The organism is Pseudomonas sp. Yb2C2 (assembly GCF_052112325.1).
GTDB lineage: Bacteria > Pseudomonadota > Gammaproteobacteria > Pseudomonadales > Pseudomonadaceae > Aquipseudomonas > Aquipseudomonas marginalis.
The window spans coordinates 1-18290 of sequence record NZ_JAVAJK010000003.1 but is presented as its reverse complement, the minus strand read 5'-3'; the positions used below and the strand labels follow the sequence as shown (position 1 = coordinate 18290).

At 63.3% G+C, this 18290-nt stretch carries 22 protein-coding genes; 12 read left to right on the top strand and 10 right to left on the bottom strand.

Going from position 1 to position 18290, the window contains the following annotated elements:
- The first annotated feature begins 28 nt into the window (after positions 1–28).
- Both Q8X51_RS04330 and Q8X51_RS04325 read left to right on the top strand, forming a co-directional pair.
- Positions 29–673 carry an ATPase gene (locus tag Q8X51_RS04330; RefSeq protein WP_065924605.1) on the top strand — a complete coding sequence of 215 codons (645 nt, stop codon included), beginning with the start codon at positions 29–31 and terminating at the stop codon, positions 671–673.
- A gap of 34 nt (positions 674–707) precedes the next feature.
- Positions 708–1040, top strand: coding sequence for a hypothetical protein (locus Q8X51_RS04325; protein ID WP_027607228.1), 333 nt, complete (start codon positions 708–710; stop codon positions 1038–1040).
- 308 nt (positions 1041–1348) lie between these two features.
- On the opposite strand, the gene Q8X51_RS04320 is transcribed toward Q8X51_RS04325, so the two are convergent.
- Positions 1349–2095: a creatininase family protein gene (locus Q8X51_RS04320; RefSeq protein WP_407694073.1), complete on the bottom strand. Its 747-nt coding sequence runs from the start codon at positions 2093–2095 to the stop codon at positions 1349–1351.
- A 30-nt stretch (positions 2096–2125) separates the two neighbouring features.
- On the bottom strand, positions 2126–2839 hold the full coding sequence (locus Q8X51_RS04315) for a murein L,D-transpeptidase catalytic domain family protein (RefSeq protein WP_065924606.1): 714 nt from the start codon (positions 2837–2839) through the stop codon (positions 2126–2128).
- A gap of 39 nt (positions 2840–2878) precedes the next feature.
- Between Q8X51_RS04315 and Q8X51_RS04310 the strand changes: the two genes are divergently transcribed.
- On the top strand, positions 2879–4480 hold the full coding sequence (locus Q8X51_RS04310; protein WP_407694072.1) for a L,D-transpeptidase family protein: 1602 nt from the start codon (positions 2879–2881) through the stop codon (positions 4478–4480).
- Here the strand turns inward: Q8X51_RS04310 and Q8X51_RS04305 are convergent.
- A complete protein-coding gene (locus tag Q8X51_RS04305) occupies positions 4477–4980 on the bottom strand; it encodes an AAA family ATPase (protein ID WP_065948107.1) in 504 nt (167 codons plus the stop codon). The genes Q8X51_RS04310 and Q8X51_RS04305 overlap by 4 nt on opposite strands.
- 74 nt (positions 4981–5054) lie before the next feature.
- Between Q8X51_RS04305 and dapF the strand changes: the two genes are divergently transcribed.
- Positions 5055–5858 (top strand): diaminopimelate epimerase, encoded by an 804-nt coding sequence (gene dapF / locus Q8X51_RS04300; RefSeq protein ID WP_407694071.1) that lies wholly within the window; start codon positions 5055–5057, stop codon positions 5856–5858.
- Here dapF and Q8X51_RS04295 read toward each other — a convergent pair.
- Entirely contained in the window at positions 5846–6988 is a 1143-nt protein-coding gene (locus Q8X51_RS04295; RefSeq protein WP_407694070.1) for a PAS domain-containing sensor histidine kinase, read from the bottom strand. The genes dapF and Q8X51_RS04295 overlap by 13 nt on opposite strands.
- Entirely contained in the window at positions 6978–7793 is an 816-nt protein-coding gene (locus tag Q8X51_RS04290; RefSeq protein WP_315872055.1) for an alpha/beta fold hydrolase, read from the bottom strand. Before Q8X51_RS04290 ends, Q8X51_RS04295 begins: the two co-directional genes overlap by 11 nt.
- Positions 7794–7921: 128 nt before the next feature.
- Between Q8X51_RS04290 and Q8X51_RS04285 the strand changes: the two genes are divergently transcribed.
- Positions 7922–9127 (top strand): TPM domain-containing protein, encoded by a 1206-nt coding sequence (locus Q8X51_RS04285; RefSeq protein ID WP_065924613.1) that lies wholly within the window; start codon positions 7922–7924, stop codon positions 9125–9127.
- A 59-nt stretch (positions 9128–9186) separates the two neighbouring features.
- Here Q8X51_RS04285 and Q8X51_RS04280 read toward each other — a convergent pair whose 3' ends face one another.
- Together Q8X51_RS04280 and Q8X51_RS04275 are read right to left on the bottom strand one after the other, a co-directional pair.
- Positions 9187–9612 carry a GNAT family N-acetyltransferase gene (locus tag Q8X51_RS04280; RefSeq protein WP_065924614.1) on the bottom strand — a complete coding sequence of 142 codons (426 nt, stop codon included), beginning with the start codon at positions 9610–9612 and terminating at the stop codon, positions 9187–9189.
- A gap of 18 nt (positions 9613–9630) precedes the next feature.
- Positions 9631–10122: a GNAT family N-acetyltransferase gene (locus Q8X51_RS04275; protein ID WP_407694069.1), complete on the bottom strand. Its 492-nt coding sequence runs from the start codon at positions 10120–10122 to the stop codon at positions 9631–9633.
- A 334-nt stretch (positions 10123–10456) separates the two neighbouring features.
- On the opposite strand from Q8X51_RS04275, the gene Q8X51_RS04270 reads away from it, so the two are divergent.
- Complete coding sequence (locus Q8X51_RS04270; RefSeq protein WP_092357348.1) at positions 10457–10927, top strand: GNAT family N-acetyltransferase; 471 nt, start codon at positions 10457–10459, stop codon at positions 10925–10927.
- On the opposite strand, the gene Q8X51_RS04265 is transcribed toward Q8X51_RS04270, so the two are convergent.
- A complete protein-coding gene (locus Q8X51_RS04265) occupies positions 10921–11406 on the bottom strand; it encodes an HIT family protein (protein WP_407694068.1) in 486 nt (161 codons plus the stop codon). The two genes, Q8X51_RS04270 and Q8X51_RS04265, sit on opposite strands and share 7 nt — an antisense overlap.
- A 140-nt stretch (positions 11407–11546) precedes the next feature.
- On the opposite strand from Q8X51_RS04265, the gene Q8X51_RS04260 reads away from it, so the two are divergent.
- Positions 11547–11876, top strand: coding sequence for a DHCW motif cupin fold protein (locus tag Q8X51_RS04260; RefSeq protein ID WP_407694067.1), 330 nt, complete (start codon positions 11547–11549; stop codon positions 11874–11876).
- A 489-nt stretch (positions 11877–12365) separates the two neighbouring features.
- On the opposite strand, the gene Q8X51_RS04255 is transcribed toward Q8X51_RS04260, so the two are convergent.
- Both Q8X51_RS04255 and Q8X51_RS04250 read right to left on the bottom strand, forming a co-directional pair.
- The gene (locus tag Q8X51_RS04255; RefSeq protein ID WP_074847076.1) at positions 12366–12833 is read right to left on the bottom strand and encodes a copper chaperone PCu(A)C; all 468 of its coding nucleotides are present in this window, start codon (positions 12831–12833) and stop codon (positions 12366–12368) included.
- Positions 12833–13438 carry an SCO family protein gene (locus tag Q8X51_RS04250; RefSeq protein ID WP_024074981.1) on the bottom strand — a complete coding sequence of 202 codons (606 nt, stop codon included), beginning with the start codon at positions 13436–13438 and terminating at the stop codon, positions 12833–12835. The genes Q8X51_RS04255 and Q8X51_RS04250 overlap by 1 nt, the downstream gene beginning before the upstream one ends.
- A 181-nt stretch (positions 13439–13619) precedes the next feature.
- Between Q8X51_RS04250 and Q8X51_RS04245 the strand changes: the two genes are divergently transcribed.
- The 5 genes from Q8X51_RS04245 to hemN all read left to right on the top strand — a co-directional run bounded on the left by Q8X51_RS04245 (position 13620) and on the right by hemN (position 17910).
- Positions 13620–14003 carry a DUF2946 domain-containing protein gene (locus Q8X51_RS04245; protein WP_065924620.1) on the top strand — a complete coding sequence of 128 codons (384 nt, stop codon included), beginning with the start codon at positions 13620–13622 and terminating at the stop codon, positions 14001–14003.
- Between the two features lie 62 nt (positions 14004–14065).
- Complete coding sequence (locus tag Q8X51_RS04240; protein WP_074847074.1) at positions 14066–14611, top strand: putative natural product biosynthesis protein; 546 nt, start codon at positions 14066–14068, stop codon at positions 14609–14611.
- Positions 14612–14697: 86 nt separating this feature from the next.
- The gene (locus Q8X51_RS04235) at positions 14698–15141 is read left to right on the top strand and encodes a CopD family copper resistance protein (RefSeq protein ID WP_407694066.1); all 444 of its coding nucleotides are present in this window, start codon (positions 14698–14700) and stop codon (positions 15139–15141) included.
- A 77-nt stretch (positions 15142–15218) separates the two neighbouring features.
- A complete protein-coding gene (locus tag Q8X51_RS04230) occupies positions 15219–16538 on the top strand; it encodes a coproporphyrinogen III oxidase (RefSeq protein ID WP_407694065.1) in 1320 nt (439 codons plus the stop codon).
- A complete protein-coding gene (hemN, locus tag Q8X51_RS04225; RefSeq protein ID WP_065924624.1) occupies positions 16525–17910 on the top strand; it encodes an oxygen-independent coproporphyrinogen III oxidase in 1386 nt (461 codons plus the stop codon). The genes Q8X51_RS04230 and hemN overlap by 14 nt, the downstream gene beginning before the upstream one ends.
- Positions 17911–18290: the final 380 nt, after the last annotated feature.

The window sequence follows — 18290 nt, the reverse complement described above, 5'->3', positions numbered from 1 at the left end:
ATCGGGACGCTGTTCAAGGAAATGCACGATGAGGACGTTGATTCAGCTGGGTTTAATGATGCTGATGCTGGGCACTGTGATCGTCAACAACGCAGCGATCGCTGATGAATTGCGTGCAGGCCATTTGCTACCTATCGTCGGTAGCGTAGACTCCCTGCAGCATGCGCAATCGGTGGGGGTGTTGTTAAGCGATAACACCCGCGACAACCTCAGCTACCTTGAACGCTACCACGACATGGCCTTGAACGGCGCCAGGGATGCCCTTGACGCAGGTATCCGCGAGGCGTTCGTCAACAGCTCCGACCCGGAACTGGCCATTGATTGGTTGATGAGCTCGCTGCAGGGAACCTTTTTGTCGGTGACGGTCTACGACAACCTGGATGCCCTGGTGCAGGCTCGCCCCGATGTGGTGGTGATGCTCGATACCCATAACCAACTGCTGACCCAGCGCAACGATCAGGTCGAAGCGCGTTTTATCGCACGGTTTTATGACGCGAACCTGCAATACATCGCCAAGGCCGAAGGCTCGGTGCACAGGCAGGTGCCCTCGGTGTGGGTGCACGACAAGGCCGCACCGGAGATTGCCGCGCGGATCGAACAGCAGCGGGATGTGCAGCTCGATGCGTTGAAGCAGTTCGATGCCTCGCTCAAGGCGCTGGTTCGCGCGGGTTGATGTGAACCTTTATTTTTAGACTCAGGATTTTTTCATGCGCTCTTTTTTCGTACCGGTCGCGGCCCTGTTGCTGGCCGGTTGTGTTTCCGCTCCCAATAATCCGACCTTGACCCTGCAAACCGGCAAGAGCCCGGATGACTATGTGCAATGCCTGCTTCCCAAGCTGGAAAAGCACGGCATCACGTCGACGGTGACCCAGAACTCGCGCCACGCCAAGCTGGTGTTGACCAGCAAGATTGCCGCCGATGACGTGCTGGAGGTCTACAAGGCGGGGGACGGCGGCAAGGTGTTTTTGTATGAGCGCAAGCCGCTGGCGTCGACCATTACGCCGTCGCGGCTTGAACAGGTGGCGCAGGACTGCAGATAACCGATGTGGGAGGGGGCAAGCCCGCTCACCACAGCGGTTCGATCCTGCTGCTGGCGGTGGTCATCGACCGCATGAAACAACGCTGATGGTGGTAAACAAGCCCGTCGTAGTGAGCGGGCTTGCCCCGCGCTGGGGCGCGAAGCGGCCCCAATACAGTCACTGCATTCTTCCAGGCTGAACCGGGTTGCGGGTTTTAGGGCCGCTTCGCGCCCCAACGCGGGCAAGCCCGCTCACCACAGTTACAGTGTTCCTCCTTAACTGACTGGCATTGGGGCAAGCCCCCTCCCACATTTGAATCTGCATAAGGCCTAAGGTCTGGCTTCATTGCTGAAGCTGTTAACCGTTTTCACCAGCCCTTGAGCCGCCAGCGCCACCAACTCCCCACCTTTCTCCACCGTCGCCAGCGCCGGGTCCGAGCCCATGCGCCCGTCGGGGAAGCGGGCGCGGAAGTCCAGGGCTTCACGGATCGGCCCGGTGTTGGCGATCTGCGGGGAGTAGTCGGCCGACTTGATCGCGTCCGGGTACGCCCACTGCGTCACCGCGATTTCCGAAGGCGTCGCATGGCTGCCATGGCCCACCGGGAATTGGCGGTGCGCCAGGTCAGTGACGCCTTCCAAGTCCCACCAGTTCACCAGCTTCAACGCAAACCCGGCAGGGCGACGGCCGAAGCTCGCCTCGGCGTACAGCTCGGAAAACGCCGCTTCAATCGTGGCGATATTGCCGCCGTGACCGTTCAGGAACAGGATCTTGTCGAAACCATGCCCGGCCAGCGAGCGCACCCAGTCGCCAATCGCAGCGATAAAGGTGGAAGGGCGCAGGGAAATGGTGCCAGGGAAACCCAGGTGGTGCTGGGCCATGCCGATATTGAAGGTCGGGCCGATGAGGATGTCGGCGTGCCTTTGCGCCTCATGTGCGATGATTTCCGGGCACATCCAGTCGGTACCCAGCAGGCCGGTGGGGCCGTGTTGTTCGTTGGAGCCGATGGGGATCACCACCGTGCGGCTGCGTTCCAGGAACTGCCCGATCTCGATCCAGGTCGATTGATGTAGAAGCATGCGAAGCTCTCTTTTATCTGTGGGGACAGGCTAACCGCCACGGATTGTACGACTACTCGCCACCTGCTGGGGTTTGCAATTGAGGTACGTCGAGGACTTCAACCAGCGTTGGTCGGGGTACCACGAAAACATGAACTGCCCATCCTTGAGCTTGTCCACCACCTGGCGTGCCACCTGCGGGCGCACGGCCGGGCAACCCTGGCTGCGGCCGATGCGGCCTTCGCGCTTGCTCCACAAGGGGCTGACGTAGTCGGCGGCGTGAATCACGATGGCGCGGTCGCGGGCCTGGTCATTGAACCCCGGCTCCAGGCCGTCCATGCGCAGCGAGTAGCCATGGGTGCCGAGGTAGCTTTCCTGGGTGCGGAACAGGCCCAGGCTGGATTGATGGCTGCCTTCCAGGTTGGAGAATTGGGTGGCGAAGTTTTCCCCGGACTTTGCGCCGTGGGCCACCAGGTCGCGCAGCACCAGGGTTTTCTTGCGCAGGTCGAAGATCCACAGCCGACGGGCGGTTGAAGGTTGGGAATAGTCAATCACGGCCAGGCGCTCGGAGCGTTCCTCGCCATTATTGACGGCGCATTGCACGGCGTTCAGGGCGCTTTTCAGTACCGTGGGATTGAGTTCTGGAGCCGAGCGCGCCAGGCTGCTATACAAGGAAGGAGGGTTGCCATTGGCGGCGAGGGTAATATTGCTCAGTAAAGCCAGGCCCACGGTGACCAAACCGAGGCGGCACATAAAAGTCAGCATCTACAGTACATCCCCCCACTGTGGATTGGAGCAAAGCTATTGTTCAAAAAACACGCATGTTACTTGAGCATTTGCCTGCTCGTTGCACCATTGGTCGCCACAGCCGACGTGCTGCCGGTCGAGCCATTGCCGGTCACCACGCCGGCGCCGGTCGAACTGGCCCCGCTGCAACAGGCACTGGCGCAAATGCCGGGTGTCTGCCCCAGCCTTGCCGCGCAGATAGACGCCGCCGCCCAACTGCGCCTGCAAGCGTTCTACCAGCAGCAGGGGAATGGGCCGCTGTGGTCCGCCAACGATCGCCGCGAGGCACTGCACGCCCAATTGCAGCTGCTCGCCGATGACGGGCTGGACCCCTCCCACTATAGTCTGCCTGCGGCGGATGCCACGGCCAATGTGCTGTGCAGCGACATCGACATCAGCCAGCACTACCTGCAAGCCCTGCAGGATCTGCATTACGGGCGCCTGCAGCAATCGCGCTTCGAACCGCTGTGGCATTCGCAGCCGCCCACCCGCGACCCCGACACCGAAGTGCTGGCCCTCGCTGCCCTCGGCCTGCAAAACATGGCGCAAGCCTTTGACCAGGCGCGCCCCAGCGCCGACCTGTACCGCAGCCTGCGCAACGCCTATTCCACGGTCCGCCTGCAACCCTTGCCCCATTGGGATCCGGTCGGCAGCGGCCCGTTATTGCGTCCCGGCATGGACGACCCGCGTGTCCCGGAACTGGCCCGTCGGCTCCACAGCGGTGGCTACCTGTCTGTCGAGCCCAAGGGCGCGGGCAAACAATACGGTCCGGAACTGGTCACCGCGGTGAAGGCCTTCCAGCTCAGCCACTCCCTGCAATCGGACGGCGTGATCGGTGCCGGCACCGTGGCCGAACTCAATATCAGCCCGGCCATGCGCCGCGAACAACTGCGCATCAACCTCGAGCGTTTCCGCTGGCTGGCCCAGGACCTGGAGCCCGAAGGCGTACTGGTCAACGTCGCCGCCGCGCAACTGAGCGTGTACCAGAGCGGCATCCCGGTGTGGCAGACCCGCCTGCAAGTGGGCCGCGCCGAACGCCAGACGCCGCTGCTCAAGTCACGCATCACCCGGTTGACCCTCAACCCCACCTGGACCATCCCGCCCACCATCATGCGCGAGGACAAACTCCCGGCCATCCGCCTCAACCCCGAGTACCTGCGCCAGCAGAACCTGCAAGTGCTCGACGCCGAAGGCCACCCGCTGGCGCCGGAAAATATCGACTGGGCGCGCCCCGGCAATATCCTCCTGCGCCAGGAAGCGGGCCCGCGCAACCCACTGGGCAAGATCGTGATGCGCTTTCCCAACCCGTACTCGGTGTACCTGCACGACACCCCCAGCCAACCGCTGTTCACCAAGGGCCCGCGGGCGTTCAGCTCCGGTTGCGTGCGGGTCGAACAACCGCTGCTGCTGCGCGACCTGCTGGTCAGCCCGGCCGAACGCGCGCGCACCGATGAACTGCTGGCCACCGGCGTGACCCATGAATTCCGGCTGGCCACCCCGGTGCCGGTGCTGTTGGGCTACTGGACGGTGCAGGTCGACGGCCAGGGTGACCTGGTGTATGCGCCGGATATTTATGGGCGCGACCTGGTGTTGATGAAGGCGATGGGGAGTGTGCTCTAGGGCATTGCCGTGTGGGCAACGATTGACGCGACGGCCTCGGTAGCTGTCACGGAGGCCGTGTCCAGGGTCAACACGGGTTGGTCCCAACGCTCATATTCATGCGCCGATACCGACTGCCAAGTCGGCGGCGTCAACCCAGGAATGTCGCCCCTACGGGTTTCCACCCGGCGCCGGTGTTCCTGTGCGTCTGTACACACCACCTGAATATTGACCAGCGCCACGTCTGCCGTCGCGGCCGTCGCTGTCCAGGCTGCCCGACTCTCCTTGACCGGGTTCACGCAATCGGCGACGACCCTATGGCCCAACTGCAAGTTACTCAGCGCCAGCGCATTCGCCACGCCGTAACCGCTGGCACCGACATCACCCGCCAATACGCCAGCGTCGCGAATCGCCTGTTCGATCACATCGATGCGCAGGTAAACCGCACCGGTCTGGCGCGCCAACTCGCGGGCAATCGTGGTTTTGCCGGTGCCGGGCAGGCCGCTGAAGACGATAAGCATGCTTGACTCTCGATAAGCTTGGGTCGGTTCAGGGTATCCTCCAGTTCCCCCACCGGTCGACCCCAGGACAGCCCATGACCTTGCCGTTCACAAAAATGCACGCCCACGGCGACGATTTCATCATCATCGACCGCCGTGGCCTGGACGACCCTGTTACCCCCGAGGTCGCCCGCCGCCTGGGCAATCGCCACACCGGTATCGGCTTTAATCAATTGGCCGTGGTGCTCGACTGCGAAGACGCCGCTGCGCGCATCAAGTTCTGGAACCCCAATGGCACGCCGCTGCAAACCTGTGGCAGCGCCACGCGCGGGGTGGCCGACCGCTTGATGCATGAAACCCGCAGCGATTCGGTTGTGCTGCGCACCGACCGGGGCCTGTTGACCTGCGTGCGGGTAGCGGATCGTCAAGTGTCGGTCAACATGGGTGAGCCGTCGCTGGACTGGTCGGCCGTGCCGCTGGCCGAGGCCATGGATACGGGTACGTTACCGCTGGCGGGCAACCCGGCGGCGTGCAGCATGGGCAACCCCCATTGCACGTTTTTTGTGGCCGACATCAACGCCATCGATCCGGCCGCCGTCGGCCCGGCGCTGGAAATTCACCCGCTGTTCCCGGCCAGGACCAATGTGCATTTCGTGCAGGTGCTCGACCGTGGGCATATCCGCCTGCGCATTTGGGAGCGTGGCGGCGGCGTGCCGTTGGGCTCCGGTTCGTGCTGCTGCGGCGCGGTGGTCAATGGCATCCGCCGTGGCTTGCTGGATGCCACGGTGCAGGTGCAGTGCGACGGCGGTACGGTCACGGTGTGTTGGGACGGGCAGGGCGGTGTGGTGTTGACGGGCAGTGTGGAGCCGATCATGCAGGGCAGCGCCTACCTGTTCTGAAACGTCACCGTGAAGGTGGTGCCGGCCGTGGCACAGGAACTCACCGCCACATCGCCGCCATGGACCTTGGCCAACTCCCGCACGATATACAGACCCAGGCCCACGCTGCGCACGTCGCTGCCCTGGTCGGTGCCACGGGTCATGGGTTCGAACAGCCCGGCCAGCAAGGCTTCGGGAATCGCCGTGCCATGGTTGTGCACCGCCACTGCGCAAGCGCCGGCATCCAGGCGCGAGGTGATGGTGATCGGCCGTTGCGGGTCACCATAGGCCACGCTGTTGGCCACCAGGTTGCCGATGATCTGCTGCACGCGATCGGCATCCAGGCAGGCGTCGCCGCTGCCTTGTGCGTGATGCTCCAGCGTTGCCTTGGGGAACGCCACGCGCAGTTCGTCCACCGCGCGATGGATCACCTCGTGCAGGTCCAGCGGCGCCGCCTTGATGGTGATGCCCTGGCCGACCCGTGCCTGGGTAAAGTCCAGCAGGTCGGCGATCATGCGTTGCGCGCGCTCGGAGGACTGGTCGATATGCCCCAGCAGTTGGCGCTCCTTGGGTGTGCGTTCGCCACGGCTGAGAAAGTCCGAGGCCATGCGGATCGCCGTGAGCGGGTTTTTCAGGTCATGGCTGACAATCGCGACCATCTGCTCGGCAAACAGGGCGCGACGCTGGGCGATGGCGTAGGCCTCGTTCAGTTCGGCCTGGGCTTGTTGCAGCGCGACTTCGGTGGCGGTTTTTTCCTGCAACAGCGCTTCGGCCAGGTGGCGCGCGTTGAGCAGCTCGCGCTCGTACTTGTCGCGGTCGGTGGTGCCGAACAGCGCCAGGTCGTACACCACGGCGCCGGCCTGTTCGCGTTTGTTGCCGTTGAGCAGCACGGTCAGCTTGTGGCCATCGCGGTGCAGCAGGTCCAGCTTCACCTCGGTGACGCTGCCGTGCATGCGCAGCATGGGCGCCAGGTGAGTCTGGTGGAAGATCCTCCCGCCCATGCTCAGCAGGTCCTGGAAACGCCGGCCCTGCAGCTCGGCGATGCTGAACCCCAGCCCGTCGCTGAAGCGTGCGTTGGCCTGCAGGATCGTGCCATCTTCCGTGGTGACAGCCAGGGCGCAGGCGGCGCTGTCGAACAGATCAGCCGGCACGTGCGGCCATCCACGGCACCAGGAAGGCGTCCATGGCCACCGCGCAGGCCTGCGGTGCGCTCATGTGCGGGCAATGGCCGACGTTGTCCACCAGGCAATAGGTGCTGTTGGGCAGCACGCTGTGCAGGTATTCACCCACGGCCACCGGGGCGATCAGGTCGTCACTCGATTGCAGGATCAGCACCGGGGTGGGCAGGCCGATCACGTCCTGGCGGTTGTCCGACATAAAGGTCACGCGCGCGAACTGCCTGGCGATCTCCGGCTCGGTGCGGCAGAAACTCTCGGTCAACTCGTCGCTCAGCGCCGGTTGGTCGGGGGCTCCCATGATCACCGGGGCCATGGCGCTGGACCAGCCGAGGTAGTTGCTGTCGAGGGTGTCGAGCAGGTCGTCGATGTCGGCGCGTTTGAAACCGCCCACGTAGCCGTCGGCATCGAGATAGCGTGGCGACGGTCCGATCATCACATGGGCGGCGACACGGCCGGGGGCCAGGCGGTCGGCGAGGGTGCCGATCATGGCACTGACCGAGTGTCCCACCAGGATGACCGGGCCCTCGGCAAAGGCTTCGATGATCTCGTTCAAGTCGCGGGCATAGCCGTCCAGCGCGCTGTACTTGGCTTTGTCAAAAGCGTTGAGGTCGGACAGGCCTGCGCCCGTCAGGTCATACATCACCACGCGAAAACGCTCTTTGAACTGCGGCGCAAGGTAGTTCCACATGGCCTGGTTGCAGCCAAAACCATGGGAAAACACCAGGGTCGAGTGGCCGTCACCCATCACGTTGACGTTGTTGCGCTGGAGTAGGCCCATGGGGATCTCGAAGTTATGGCGTATTGCTAGGTGTGCTGCAGTTTAGATAGTCGATGGCTTTGGGTCACGCGTTATAGCGCTGATAAGGTAAAGTCGGCGCCTTCAGGAAGAAACTTCAGGTAACAAACATGATGCGGTGGTTGCGGCAATCCGTCTTGAGTCTGCTGGTATTGATGTCCGCCGGCCTGTTTATCACCGCCCAGGGCGAGACGTCGCCCATCGGCGTGGCCCTCGACCAGCGGGTGATCGACCTCACCAACACCCTCGACGCCGCCACCACCACCCGTCTGCAAGACCAGCTCGCCGCCCTTGAGCAGCGCAAAGGCGCGCAGGTGGCGGTGTTGCTGGTGCCCACCACCCGTGGCGCGAGCATCGAGGACTACGCCAACCAACTGTTCCGTGCCTGGAAACTGGGGCGCAAGGATGTCAACGACGGCATCCTGCTGCTGGTGGCCAAGGATGATCGCAAGGTGCGCATCGAAGTCGGTTACGGCCTGGAGGGCACGGTGACCGACCTGCTGGCCCACCGGATTATTGAAGAACACATCACCCCGGCCTTTCGCCAGGGCGACTATGCCGGCGGTGTCGAGCAGGGCGTGAACGACCTGGTTGTCCTGGTGGATGGCGGTGACTTGCCGCAAGTGGCCGGGCACGGCGGCAGTCTTGAGGCGCTTGCGGTATTGCTGGCGTTTGTGTGTGGTGCCATCGGCGGCGTGCTGGTCGCGGCGCGCAAGCTGGGCTGGCGGGGGGCGCTGATCGCCACCGCAGCCGTTACCGTGGCGCTGGTGGTATTCGCCGGTGGCCGGGAATGGCCGATGTACCTGCTGGTACTGCCGCTGACCCTCCTGATCGGCGGCGCCACCTTCGGCGCCTTGTGGCTGGCGCGCACGGCGTTCTACTGCGTGATAGGGCTGTTGGCCTACATCGCCGGGGTGGTGATCGCCAACCGGTTCGTGGAGGTCAGCTATATCCATTGGCTGGTGTGGCCGTTTGGCGCGGCGTTGGTGCTGGGCTTGTACCTCGGGTTGTTCTTCGTCATCAGGGCATCCTGGAAAAAGCGCCCGCGCTTTTTCCTCCTGCGTGCGCTGGCGGTCATGGCCATCTACGTCGCTGCGGCGACACTGCTGGGGCACGGGTATCAGGGCTGGATCGTGGCGATTCCAGTGGCCTCCTTTGTGGCGTTTATCGTGTTTGTGCAGAGCATCGCCAGTTCCGGCTCGGGGTCCGGTTCGGGCGGTGGTTCCGGTTCGGGCTCCAGTGGCTCCAGCTCCAGCAGCAGTTCCTCGGGGGGCGGTGGTTCCAGTGGCGGTGGCGGGGCGTCGGGGAGTTGGTAATCGGCGGTTGTTCGGCGTGACGCCAGGCTGCAAGCGGCTGTCGGGCAAAGCCTTGGACGTTACAGCCGCTTGGACAGAAACACGCGACTGCTGCCTGCCGGTTCACATGGGACTTCCCCGAACCGCACCCACCCATGCTTTTCATAAAAGCCCGGTGCCTGAAAACTGAGGGTATAGAGCACCGCGTTCGCGCAGCCGCGACGCCGGGCTTCGTGCTCAAAGGCGTGCAGCAATCGGCTGCCGAGGCCTGTGCCGCGCAGGGTCTCGGGCAGGTGGAACAGGTCGAGAAAAGCCATGCCCAGGGTGGTTTTGCCGGTGATGCCGCCAACGATCTGCCGGGTATCGGGATCTTTGAGCAATACCGTCAAAGGCAGGCGATCGTTGTAGCCGGCGATACCTTCGTTGAACGCAGCCAGGCCGTTGCCGAGCATACGCTCGGCGTCGGGATTGGCCTGGTCGCTGACTTCAATAAGCGCTGCGGTCATTGCGAAACCCTCCGTTGGTTAAAGCGTCATCAGCATCTCATGCCAGGCCATGCCGCCATGATCCGAGGGTGACGGCTGCATGTAGGTGTAGCCCATGCGGGTGTACAACGGCACATGCTGTTCCTTGCACATCAGGTGAATCGTGCGCTTGCCCATGGCGCGCATGCGCTGCACGAACTCGCTCATCAGCACCTTGGAATACCCCTTGCCCTGATGCGCCGGGTCGACCACCACCGACATGATCACCGCATTCGGCGCCTCGGCCGAATGCCCCACCAGTTCCTTGAACGCCTCGTCCGACATCACCACTTCGTGGGCACAGCCGCTGTTGATAAAACCTGCCACTTCGCCATCGGCTTCCAGGATCAAAAAACCTTGCGGGTATAGGGCAATGCGCGTGGCGATCTTTTCCAGGGTCGCGGCTTCGTCGCCCTCGTAGGCGGTGATTTCAATTTCAAAGCAACGGGCGGCGTCGGCGGGGAGGACGTTGCGCAAGGTGAGGGCGGGCATGGGCGTTTCCTGGGGCGTTGAGCGAAAGGCCACATCATAACGGCCTCGCTGGGACTCTGCGCAGAACACCGATCGAAATTGTGGGAGGGGGCTTGCCCCGATGGCGGCGTGTCAATCAGCCCATCTATAACTGATCCACCGCTATCGGGGTGTAGCCCCCTCCCACAGTTTTGTCTGCGCCAGGCTTGGTGGTGGGTGCTGTTTTCGATGTATGTTGGTCAGGGGCACGGCATTCAAGAGGCAGTGTGGAGCCCGTCAAAGCGGGAGCAAGCTCCCTCACCTCCGTTATTCATTCACCCGGGCGGGCAACGGAAATCCATGAAGGAAGGACCCCATGCTGGAAATAAAACGCGCCACCCCCACCGACGCCAACGCCGCTTTTGACATCCGCCGCGCAGCCATCCGCAGCCAATGCATCGGCGCCTACACCGCCGAACAAATGGCGCTCTGGACCCGTGGCAAGGCCGAGGACGGCTACAGCGCGCTGATGGACAAACCGTTCTACCTGGGCTGGTTGAACGGTGAACCGGTGGCCACCGGCATGCTCGACCTGGCCAACAACGAAGTCGGCGCGCTGTTCGTGTTGCCCGCATTCACCGGACGCGGGTATGGCAAGGCGATGCTGGATCACCTTGAGCAGGTCGCGCTGGAACTGGCGATTGAAGAGGTGGTGCTGGACGCGACGTTGAATGCCGCGAGTTTTTATCGCGCGTGCGGCTACGTGGGCGATGAACAGGCGATTTATCACTCGCCGTCGGGGTTGCAGTTGGCGTGTATTCCGATGAAAAAACAGCTGCATCAGTGACGCAAATGCACGCGCAAGTTGCCGATAACCTGCGCGACTGAAGGCCCGTGGATCACCGGCGGCATCGGGCTTTCACCAAACTCCCGCCACACAAACAGCGTCAGCTCCGCACCATCGGTGAGGGTTCTTGCCAGGTCCTGGGAACCCAAATCCTGCAACCGCCGATAACGCTCATCCCCCCAGAACGCGTCTTCCACCCAGTCATACACCGGGATGAAATGAAAGTGCAGCGGGAACCCCGGCAGATGCCCATAGCGGCTGATATACAACCATTTGGGCTTGAGTTGCGCCTCCATGACCCGCTGGGTTTTCGCAAGCAGTCCACCCAGTTCGGCCAGCGCTGCATCCGGCATATCGGCGAGGGAATCAACAGGCGCCTTGGCACCCAGCATCAGGTAACCCGGCAGCTTCGAAGCCAGGTGATGGTTGAGCAGCCAGTGCTCGGTCTCAAACAGGATGTAGGCGGGGTCGATCTGCATCAGTGCGCGTCCTTGGGAGCAAGGTCGGCAGGATAACAAGCACGCACGCCTGTATCCCACAAAACCACGGGATCTGTGTCTACCCCATGCAGCCTCAGCCCGATAGCTTCCCGTCACGACCACCCACGACCGAGCAAACCATGGAACTCACCGCTGTCCCGTTTGGCATCACCGACTGGTCCACCGTCGAACCCGAGCTTCACCCCGGCGTCAGCGGCAGTGCCTCATGGCGCACCTGCCACTTCGGCACCACCCGCGTGCGCAGAGTGGATTACAGCCCCGGCTACCTGGCCGATCACTGGTGCACGCGCGGGCATGTGCTGCTGTGCCTGGAAGGCGAGTTGCACACCGAGCTGGAAGACGGCCGCCGGTTCACGCTGACGGCGGGGATGAGTTACCAGGTGGGCAATGATATGGAGGCGCATCGTTCCTCGACGAGTGTCGGGGCGAAGCTATTTATCGTGGATTGAAGGGTGACCTTTGTGGCGAGGGAGGTGCCACTACCTCTTCGACGTAGCGCTGTCGCGCAGCAAACTGGGACCTCTGTGGCGAGCGGGCTTGTCGAATCGTCGCACCGCCCGCGTTGGGGTGCGAAGCGCCCCTGATGAAGACAGATGTGGTGTATCAGACACTCCTCTGCGCCTGGTTTTGGGGCTGCTGCGCAGCCCAACGCGGGACAAGCCCGCTCACCACAAGAATGCGCTCGCCTGAAATTATTTATGCAGGACTCAAGACTTCAGTGTGAAATTTTAACCCTTTAAAATCAGTTAGTTATTTCAAGTTTGATAAGGGCTTTCTCCCGTTGGACTGCGCAGCAGTCCCGTTTTTTCAAACAAAGAGCGGGGGCCACTTCGCGGCCCAACGGGAGCAAGCTCCCTCGCCACAGGTACGGTGTTCGCCCTTAACTGCCTGCCGTTAGGGCTTGCCACAGGAACAGGCACCCCCTTAAATCCGCTGTATCAATGCATCTTGCTATGGTCCATGCCATCCAGCCCACGCGCCGTGGCCTGGACCTCAACGGTCTGCTTTTCGCCCTTGGCGTCCTGCACCGTCAGGGTCAGCGGCACCTGGTCACCTTCCTTGATCTGGCCGGTCAGGCCCATCAGCATCACGTGGTAGCCGTCCGGGTCGAGCTTGACTGCCTTGCCCGTCGGCAGGGCCACCGAGTCCACGGGGGCCATGCGCATCACGTCGTCCTTCATGCTCATCTCATGGATCTGCACATCCTTGGCCACCGGCGAGGCCACGCTGAGCAGCTTGCTGTCGCTGTCGGCGGTCACGGTCATGAATGCCCCGCTGGACGGTTGGCCCGGCACCGAGGCGCGCACCCAGGCGTCGGTGACTTGCACCTGGGCACTGGCGTGGGCGGCGAGGCCCAGCAGGGTGAGGCCAAGGGTGAAGCGCTTGAGGTGTTGAACGGCAGTCATTAGCAGACCTCCATGACGGTGAGCAGGTCTTCTGCGCACTCTTTAGCGGTAAGGGATGCCTGCAACCCCAGGCGCAGGTTGCCACGGGTGTCGAAGACAAAACTGGTGGCCGTGTGGGACAGGGTGTAGGTGTCGCCGGCGGGGATCTTTTCATAGAAGATCCCGAACTCCTTGGCGGCCACGGCGATTTCTTCCGGGGTGCCATACAGCGCTTCGAAGCTGGGGTCGAAGGCCTTGACGTACTTGTCGAGAATCTCCGGCGTATCGCGTTCCGGGTCCAGGGTGATAAAGATCACCTGCATGATCTCGCCGTCGCGGCCCATCAGTTTCTTGGCCTGGGCGGCGCGGGCCAGCGTGGTCGGGCACACGGCCGGGCACTGGGTGAAACCGAAGAACACCACCGGCATCAGGCCACGGTAGGAACTGAGGGTGACGGTGTCGCCCTCGGTGTTCTTGAGCTTGAAGGTGCGGCCCATGATCTTGTCGCTCAAGTCCTTGCCGTACTTGAAGTTCAACTTGGGGCTGTTGTCACAACCGGCCAGCAGGCCCAGGCCCAACAGGCCCATGCCGGTGAGGACCTTGCGGCGGGTGAATAACGTACTCATCAACGGTGCATCCTGTGAAACGCCCGCATTGCGCGAAATCAACTCGGCGGGCTTTGAATAGGAGTAAACGAGGAGGGCGCCAAGTCTACCAACCCTGGCCAGCCCGCGTAATCTGCGACGTTCTGCCACAGGGGCACGCTGGATTTCATCCTTTTGCACCGCTGGTGGTAGAGTCGCCGCCATGAAATCGAGCCACCCCGACCGTTCCCTGATCGTCTGGACCCTGTACTTCTGCGTGCTGATGAACCTGTTCGTGTGCGGTTTGGGCCATGGCCAGATGACCGGCCAGCAGCTCAACGGGATCGGTGGCGCGTTCTGTGGAGTGGACGGCCAACAGGCGCCACTTTCCGACAAAGGGCTGGGCGCCCCGTCTTCCAGTAACATCTCGAACTACTTTGCCTGCCCGGTGTGCAACGCCGTGACCGTCGCGCTGGTGTTCCTGATCGGCCTGGCCTGGTTGCTGGGCCTGGGGCAGACCCCACGCCCTGCCCATGAGCGGCGCAACAAGGCGCCGCCGCGTTATTCCTGGCCTTCGGCCAACCCCCGCGCATCCCCCGCATTCTGACGTGTGCCCTGGGCCTCCTGTGAACAGGGGGCGTTCTATCGTCACGACTGTGAGTGCGCTTTATGAACCATCACTTGCCTGCAGGCGCCAGCCGCCTGGTCAGCCAGGCGTCCCGCCGCACGCGCGCGGAGCCGGCACGCCCGGACTACCCGAGCAATGCCCGCTGCTTTGTGCACCTGGATGCACGCCTGTTGCCGTATTGGCACACCGTGTTCGACATCTGCCCGACGCTGCTCAAGCTCGACCCGCCCGAAGGCCTGAACCTGTTTCGCAGCTTTATGACCTGGGCCTATCGCAACCGCCCGGCCCAGGACTGGACGTATCACTTGAGCGTCTGTCGTTGGCTGTTGGGCTCGGCGTATCGCGCGCAGATTGGCGACGAGCCCATCGAGGCCTTCATGGCCGCCGCCGCAGCGCGCTGGATCAGTACCGATCAGAGCCCTGCGCTGGGCATCGTCCTGGCGTGGCGCGGGTCGAAGGTGTTCGATTGGAAGGACGCTCGGTTCGCGGCTGCCGAACAACAGGTGCTGCCCGCTCCAGCGTGGGAGTTTGCCTGGAGCCCGCTGACGCACCTGGGCGAATTCAACCGCTGGTTGCCGCTGCCGTGAACCGCGCTTGATCGGCATCAAGGCCACGGCCTGAGCAAGTCCGCACACTGAGGGTCCTCACTGGCCGGTCCCTCTGCGAGGCCTCCATGCTCTACCTCCTGTTGCTATTGGCCCACCTGTTCGCCGCGCTGATCTTTATCGGCACGGTGTTTTTCGAGGTGCTGATCCTGGGGCACCTGCACCAGCACTTGCCGATTCGGGTGATGGTGCTGGTGGAGCAGGGCGTCGGCCGGCGCGCCCGGGTAGTGATGCCGTGGGTGTTGCTGGTGCTGTTCGGCGCCGGGCTCGGCATGGTCTGGCTGCGTTATCTGCCGGCGTTGGCGGCACCGTTGGCGTCCTCGTTCGGCACGTTGCTGAGCCTCAAGTTGATCCTGGCCGCCAGCGTATTGCTGCACTTTCTGGTGACCATGGCGCGGATGCGCTGGGGCAAGGTCAGCGCGCGCTATAGCCGCTTTATTCACCTGAGCCTGTTCGCGCACATGGTCGCCATTGTGTTGCTGGCCAAGGGCATGTTTTACCTCAGATGGTAACGACCTTGATGCATATCAAGGTGCGCCGACCAGTCGCACCGGACAATGCACCACCGCCGCCCGCTCCGGAGTCCGCCATGCGCACCCATCTTCATCCCACCCGCTTTCGTCAGGGCCAGGGCGTGCAGGACCTGGCCTGCGATGCGGACACGCGCCGCTTCCATGGCGGTGTGGGTTCCCTCGACCTGTTGCGTGCCCTGCGCGACAGTCGCCAGCGCCAGCGGCCCCTGGCGTTGAACCTGCAGTGGCCGGCGGTTGACGGCGGCGCCGACTACCTGCGCAGCCTCACCGAGGAAATCCAGTTGATCGGCTGCCAGCTCGGTCCGCGCCAGCCGGTCGAGCACTTTCACCAGCGCGGCACCACGCCGACCATCGAGCAGGTGTGTACGTTGCTGGAACACCTGCACAGCCGCTTCAACTTCCTCGACCACGACCGCGGCGACTACCGTATCGACCTCGACCCCTGGCACACCGACTGGGCCACCATGGGCCTGCTGCGCGACCAGGGTTTCAACCACGCCAGCATCGGCGTGCCCGACGCCAACCGGGACGGGCCGCTGTCCCAGGCACGCTATCAGGACCCGGCGCCCATCGAGTCGCTGGTGGATGCGGCGCGGACCTTCGGCTTTCGCTCAGTGAACATCGACCTCGGCTACGGCCATGCCTGGCAGACGCCGGCCAGTTTCGAGCAGAAACTGGCCAGCCTGATTGCCCTGGAGCCGGATCGCCTGCAACTGTTCGATTACGCCCAGCCACCGGTGCGCTACCAGGGCCGGCAACCCCAGGCGTTTTGCAGCGCGGCGGATAAGATCGTCATGCGCCGCAGCGGCTTTGAACACCTCACCGCCGCCGGGTATCACTACATCGGCCTGGGCCAGTTCGCCCGCGCCGACGATGACCTCAAACAGGCCCAGGAGCGCGGTCGCCTCAGCCGTAACTGCGAAGGCTTTACCCTGCACGGTTACTGCGACCACATCGGCTTCGGCCTGGGCGCCATCAGCCAGATCGATACATTGTGCGCGCAGAACACGGCGGTTCTGCCGCACTACCGTGAGCAGCTGGCCAGTGGTCAACCGGCCACGTGCCGAGGCTGGTTTCGCGAGGCGGCCGACCCGGTGCGCCTGCATGTCGCCGAACGCCTGGCCTGTGACCTGGAACTGAATATCCAGGCCGTGGAGCGCCGTTACGGCCTGTTGTTCAGACGTTATTTCGCCAACCTCTGGCCGCTGCTGGAGGCGTTGCACCGCGACGGTCTGCTCGAGTTGTCGCCTACGTTTATCTGGCTGCTGCCTGCGGGCCTGCCCCAGGTGGATGCCATCTGCGCATTGTTCGAACGGGCGGTGCTCGCCACCCCCGTCAGCGCCAACGACGAGGTGATCGACCATGACGGCGTTTGAGTTCGACCGTGCCCTGGTGCACAAATACGACCGCCCGGGGCCGCGCTACACCTCGTACCCGACCGCGCCGCAGTTCAACAGCGCGTTTGCCCTGGACGACTATCACCAGGCCGTGCGCGCCAGTCACCAACTCGCCGCGTCCAAGGCGTTGTCGGTGTACATCCATATTCCGTTCTGCCAGAGCCTTTGCTACTACTGCGGCTGCCACAAGATCATCACCCGCAAGACCCATCGCGCCGTCGAGTATGTGGCGTACCTCAAGCGCGAGATCCAGATGCAGGGCGCGCTGTTCGAGCGCTCGCGACGCCTGACCCAATTGCACCTGGGCGGCGGCACCCCGACGTATCTGGACGACGCGCAACTGGCCGAACTGATGGCCTGCCTGGCGGACAACTTCAGCCTGGATGACAGCGACGCCCATGAGTTTTCCATCGAGGTCGACCCGCGCACCATCAGCCTTGAGCGCATCAACACCCTGCGCCGCCTGGGCTTCAATCGCCTGAGCTTCGGCGTGCAGGACTTCGACCCCGACGTCCAGGCCGCCGTCAATCGCGTGCAAAGCGAAGCGCAGATCCTGCAACTGGTGGCGGCGGCCCGCGAGGCGCGCTTCAAGTCGGTGAGTGTCGACCTGATCTACGGCCTGCCCCTGCAAACCGTGGCCAGCTTCGACGTGACCCTGAGCAAGCTGATCGCCCTGCGCCCCGACCGCGTGGCCGCCTACAGCTACGCGCACCTGCCAAGCCAGATCCGCGCCCAGCGCATGATCCGCCCCGAAGACATGCCACCCCCGGCACGCAAGCTGGAGCTGCTGGAACTGACCATTCGCCGCCTCACCGAGGCCGGGTATGTCTACATCGGCATGGACCATTTCGCCCTGCCCGACGATGAGTTGGCACTGGCCCGCGTCAACGGCAGCCTGCAACGTAACTTCCAGGGTTACTCCACCCATGCCGATTGCGACTTGATCGGCCTGGGCGTATCGGCCATCGGCAAGGTCGGCGACAGCTACAGCCAGAGCGTCAAGGAACTGTCCCAGTACTACGCGCGCATCGATGCGGGCATGCTGCCGGTGCAACGCGGTTACCGGCTCAACCCCGACGACGTACTGCGCCGCGAGGTGATCAATGGGTTGATGTGCGACGGCCGCGTCGATGTCGCCCAGGTGGAAGCGGCCCATGGCATTCGCTTCAATGAGTATTTTGCCCAAGCGTTGACGCAGTTGGACGAGCAAGTGGCGGACGGGCTGTTGCTGGTTCGGGACGACGCGCTGCAACTGCTGCCCAAGGGCCAACTGATGGTGCGCAGCGTGGCCATGGCCTTCGACGCCTACCTGGGCGGTGCCCACAAAGGCCAATTCTCCCGCACCGTCTGACCCACCACGCAGCCCGATAGCAGTGTGTCAGCCAACACCTCTACCAACCCTGCCACCGCCATCGAAGCCTCGCTAAAGCTCGACATCTCCCACAGGGGATCAGCGGTGCCCATCAGACCTACGGCCGGACGTTTTCTACCTGTCAACAACATTCAAATGTGGGAGGGGCGGTGCGACGATTCGACTTGCTCCCGATAGCGGTGGGTCAGCCAGCACCTCTATCAACTGTGCCGCCGTCATCGAAGCCTCGCTGAAGCTCGACATCTCCCACAGGGGATCAGCGGTGCCCATCAGACCTACGGCCGGACGTTTTCTACCTGTCAACAACATTCAAATGTGGGAGGGGCGGTGCGACGATTCGACTTGCTCCCGATAGCGGT